The sequence below is a fragment of the uncultured Corynebacterium sp. genome (assembly GCF_902489365.1).
GTDB lineage: Bacteria > Actinomycetota > Actinomycetes > Mycobacteriales > Mycobacteriaceae > Corynebacterium.
In genome coordinates this window covers 1-4646 of the sequence record NZ_CABTZR010000124.1, presented here as the reverse complement: position 1 = coordinate 4646, position 4646 = coordinate 1, and the positions used below count along the sequence as shown (strand labels likewise).

Genomic DNA, 4646 nt, shown 5'->3' with positions numbered 1-4646 from the left:
GACTATCCGGTGTTGATTTCATCGATCGGGCTGTTGGAACCGATTCAAAATCAAGATCACCGCATTATCCCAGGCTGCCCCGGAAATCCGTACCGGTTTATCCACACGAAATGTCCCTTAAGCCTGGTCTGCTGCTTTTTGGTTTAATGGGCACCATGACTACTTCAGTTGCGCACCAAACCGATCGTTCCCGTTTCGTGATTACCGTCGATGGCGAGGAAGCAGGCTTCGCTGAATACAGTGATTCCGCCACCACACGCGAATTTACGCACACGGAAATCTTTGAGTCTTTTCAAGGCCAAGGCCTGTCCAAACCGCTGATTAAGGCGGCGTTGGATGATGACTCGACGGTAGGCCGCCAAGTTATCCCAACGTGTAGCGCCGTGGCGCGGTTTATTGAGAAGAACCCGGAATACCAGCGCCTGACTAGCCGTGAGGGCAACCTCTAAATACGGAGTCGGCTGCCCTTAGATGTAGTAGTCCGGGTCCACCAGCTTGATTCGTTCGTCCTTCTTGCGAGGACGGTTCTTAGCGGGAATACCCGTAGCAGTGTGATACGCGGGCACATCTTTCGTCACTACGGCGTTAGCGCCTACCGCGGAGCCTTCACCGATGGTGATGGGTCCTAGTACTTTTGCGCCGGCGCCGATGGTCACATTATCCCCAATCGTTGGGTGGCGCTTTGTCTGCGTGAGAACCTGGCCTCCGAGCGTGACACCGTGGTAGAGCATAACGCCATCCCCGATCTCGGCGGTCTCACCAATGACGATGCCCATGCCGTGGTCAATGAAGAAGCGCCGACCAATCGTGGCGCCGGGGTGGATCTCAATTCCGGTGAAGAAGCGGTTCACCTGGGCCAAGATGCGTGCCGGCCCGCGCCAGCCACGCTTCCACATGCGGTGGGCAATGCGGTGCACCCAAATGGCGTGGAGGCCGGAGTAGACCACAGCATTTTCGACGTCGCCGCGCGCGGCCGGATCATGCTCGCGTGCGTTGGCGAGGTCTTCACGAATCATCTTCAAGATGTGCATGCGAACCATCCTATCCAGAAAGAAAAAGCGCCCCCTAGCACAGAGGGCGCTTTTATTCGGGGGGCTCACCACGGCGCCGTGCTTGGCGACGTCCCGTGGAAAGCCACGTAAGCGTTTTCTTTAGGCCTCGCGAATGTCCTCGAAGAGGATGGTGGAGACATAGCGCTCACCGAAGTCTGGGGCGACAACGACGATGGTCTTGCCCTTGAACTCGTCACGAGCAGCCAGCTTGAGTGCCGCAGAGACGTTGGCACCGGAGGAAATACCGACGAGCAGGCCCTCCTCGGTGGCCAGCTTGCGGGCAGTGGAGACAGATTCCTCGGTGGTGGCGGTGAGAACCTCGTTGAGGATCTCGCGGTCCAGAACCTCCGGGACGAAGTTAGCTCCGATGCCCTGGATCTTGTGCGGGCCTGCCTTGCCCTCGGACAGGACGGGGGAGTCGGAAGGCTCTACGGCTACCAAGTAGGTATCCGGGTTCTGGGAGCGCAGGTAGCGGCCAACACCGGTGACGGTGCCGCCGGTGCCGACGCCGGCGACGAAGGCGTCAACCTTGCCCTCAGCGTCGTCCCAGATCTCGGGGCCCGTGGTTGCCTCGTGGATCTTCGGGTTTGCTTCATTAGCGAACTGGGAAGCCAGGATGGCGTTGGGGGTTTCGGCAATAATTTCGTTGGCCTTCTCTACGGCACCCTTCATGCCGGCAGCGCCCGGGGTCAACACGATTTCAGCGCCATAAGCGCGCAGCAGCACCTTGCGCTCGTTAGACATGGTCTCCGGCATGGTGAGGATGACCTTGTAGCCCTGGGCTGCGCCGACGAGCGCCAAGCCAATACCGGTGTTGCCGGAGGTGGCTTCAACAATGGTGCCGCCCGGCTTCAGCTCGCCGGATTCCACGGCGGTGTCGACAATCGCCTTGGCGATGCGGTCCTTGACGGAATTTGCGGGGTTGAAGGACTCAACCTTTACGAGCACCTCAGCGCCGAGGCCCTCGGTCAGGCGGTTGAGGCGGACCAGCGGGGTTCCGCCGATGGTTTCTAGAATGTTGTCGTATACAGCCACGATGTGGACTCCTTGTAAATAACTTCCGATGTACAGCAGACACCTTACACCCCGCTACTAGACAAAGTGGTATATAAATTCTGAACAGAGCATTCGGGCATGATATGTGGGATTTGGGGTGACGGAGTAGGCCGCGGTGCGATTTAGAATTACCCCCGTCGGACGGTTATACTTCGCAAATAGTGTTCACCTACCCCCGTTTCAGGCGGGGAATGTGGGTGCACCTGCTGGTTACCCCCGAGTAAGAGAGAGTCTCATGGAGCCGCACCGACTCAAGGATGATGACGAAGCCGTACGCGCAGCGCTGTCGTCGCTGAAGACCGCAACGGGAATTCCCGTCACGATGTACGGAACCTTGCTGCCGGATAATCGTCTGCAGATTACCCACTGGGTAGGTCTGCGTACCCCGGCCTTGCAGAACTTGGTGATTGACGCGAATGTGGGCGTCGGCGGGCGCGTTGTCAGCACTCGTCGCGCGGTAGGCGTATCCGACTACACCCGCGCCACGACGATCAGCCACGAGAACGACCGCTACATCCAGGATGAGGGACTGCACTCCATCGTGGCGGTGCCGGTGACTGTGCAGCGTGAGATCCGCGGTGTTCTTTATGTTGGTGTTCATTCGCCGGTCCGCTTGGGTGACAAGGTCATCGAGGAGGTCACCATGACCGCCCGCTGCCTCGAGCAGGATTTAGCGGTTAATTCCGCACTGCGCCGCGCCGATGGGGGTAAAGGCGGAGCCGCTCGCGGTCATGTGATGAACGGCGCCGAATGGGAGCAGGTACGCTCGACGCACTCCAAGCTGCGGATGCTGGCTAATCGCGTCAACGATGAGGACCTCCGTAAGGAATTGGAAGCCCTCTGTGACCAGATGGTCTCCCCGGTGCGCGTGAAGCAGACCACCAAGTTGTCTGCGCGCGAGCTCGATGTTTTGTCTTGCGTGGCGTTGGGGCATACCAACGTTGAGGCGGCAGAAGAAATGGGCATCGGAGCCGAAACGGTGAAGTCTTATCTGCGTTCTGTCATGCGCAAATTGGGTGCCCACACCCGCTATGAAGCAGTCAATGCGGCCCGTCGTATCGGCGCGCTGCCCTAATTGTAGGTAAGTTGGGTGGGCGTGAAAGACCAATTTATTGTCTCCGGTGGGGCGCGCCTGCAGGGCACCGTCAAGGTCGATGGTGCCAAAAACAGTGTGTTGAAGCTGATGGCTGCGGCACTGTTGGCGGAGGGCACAACCACGCTGACCAACTGTCCCGAAATCCTTGATGTTCCACTGATGCGCAAGGTTCTCGAAGGCCTTGGCTGCACAGTGGAGATCGATGGCCACACCGTGCACATCACCACGCCGGCCCAATTGCACTCCAACGCAGACTTCGACGCCGTGAGGCAGTTCCGCGCATCTGTGTGCGTGCTAGGACCGTTGACGGCGCGGTGTGGTCATGCCAAGGTGGCTTTGCCGGGTGGCGATGCCATCGGATCCCGCCCCTTGGACATGCACCAGTCCGGACTCGAAAAAATGGGTGCGAGCACGCGTATCGAGCACGGTGCCGTGGTGGCGGAGGTTGACCACCTCCACGGTGCAAGCATCAAGCTCGATTTCCCCTCTGTGGGCGCCACAGAGAATATTCTTACCGCTGCCGTGCTTGCTGACGGCGAAACTCAGCTCCACAACGCCGCCCGCGAACCGGAAATCGTCGACCTTTGCCTAATGCTTAAGGAAATGGGTGCTGACATCACTGGTGAAGGCACGTCCACCATCACGATTCGCGGTGTGGACAAGCTCCAGCCGACGGAACACGAGGTCATCGGTGACCGCATCGTGGCCGGGACGTGGGCCTATGCCGCAGTCATGACGCGCGGGGATATTACGGTGGGCGGCATCGCTCCCAAGCACCTGCACCTGCCTTTGGAAAAGCTCAAGTCGGCCGGTGCCGATATTGAGGACTATGTCAACGGCTTCCGCGTGCGTATGGATGGGCGCCCCACCGCCGTGGATTACCAAACGCTGCCTTACCCGGGCTTTCCAACGGACCTTCAGCCCATCGCTATTGGATTGTCCGCGGTTGCGGAAGGCACCTCCATCATTACGGAGAACGTGTTCGAGTCCCGTTTCCGGTTCGTCGATGAGATGTTGCGCCTCGGCGCTGACGCTCAGGTGGATGGCCACCATGTGGTCATCCGTGGCCAGGAGCGGTTGTCTTCAACGCATGTCTGGAGCTCCGACATCCGCGCGGGCGCCGGGTTGGTGCTCTCTGCACTCTGTGCCGATGAGACGACTACCGTCCACGATGTCTTCCACATCGATCGCGGCTATCCCAATTTTGTAGAGAACCTGCAAGCGCTGGGGGCGACCATCGAGCGCACTCAGGAGGAAGAGCACTACTAGGCAGCAGTGCTTGGCGACGTCCCCATGTAATGCACCGTTTCGGTGTATTACCTGGGGATTTGTTGTTTGTTGGGGGTGTGCGTATATTTATCGAGGTCGCCGCGAGGTAGCCGTTTGGTTAACTGGTGGTAGATGTTCGGGCAATGTTTGTTCGGCGGGTTTGACTTTGGTTG

Annotated in this window: 5 protein-coding genes; 3 read left to right on the top strand and 2 right to left on the bottom strand. The window is 59.1% G+C overall.

Annotated features, from left to right (window positions below; translation table 11 throughout):
- Nucleotides 1-146: 146 nt before the first annotated feature.
- Nucleotides 147-449 (top strand): GNAT family N-acetyltransferase, encoded by a 303-nt coding sequence (locus RDN59_RS11530; RefSeq protein WP_308607960.1) that lies wholly within the window; start codon nucleotides 147-149, stop codon nucleotides 447-449.
- An 18-nt stretch (nucleotides 450-467) separates the two neighbouring features.
- On the opposite strand, the gene epsC is transcribed toward RDN59_RS11530, so the two are convergent.
- Both epsC and cysK read right to left on the bottom strand, forming a co-directional pair.
- Nucleotides 468-1031, bottom strand: coding sequence for a serine O-acetyltransferase EpsC (gene epsC, locus RDN59_RS11525; protein ID WP_308607958.1), 564 nt, complete (start codon nucleotides 1029-1031; stop codon nucleotides 468-470).
- A gap of 120 nt (nucleotides 1032-1151) precedes the next feature.
- Nucleotides 1152-2090: a cysteine synthase A gene (gene cysK, locus RDN59_RS11520; protein ID WP_308607959.1), complete on the bottom strand. Its 939-nt coding sequence runs from the start codon at nucleotides 2088-2090 to the stop codon at nucleotides 1152-1154.
- A gap of 253 nt (nucleotides 2091-2343) precedes the next feature.
- Between cysK and ramA the strand changes: the two genes are divergently transcribed.
- Nucleotides 2344-3183 (top strand): acetate metabolism transcriptional regulator RamA, encoded by an 840-nt coding sequence (ramA, locus tag RDN59_RS11515; protein ID WP_046649294.1) that lies wholly within the window; start codon nucleotides 2344-2346, stop codon nucleotides 3181-3183.
- Between the two features lie 21 nt (nucleotides 3184-3204).
- The gene (gene murA / locus RDN59_RS11510) at nucleotides 3205-4473 is read left to right on the top strand and encodes a UDP-N-acetylglucosamine 1-carboxyvinyltransferase (RefSeq protein ID WP_308607957.1); all 1269 of its coding nucleotides are present in this window, start codon (nucleotides 3205-3207) and stop codon (nucleotides 4471-4473) included.
- Nucleotides 4474-4646 lie beyond the last annotated feature (173 nt).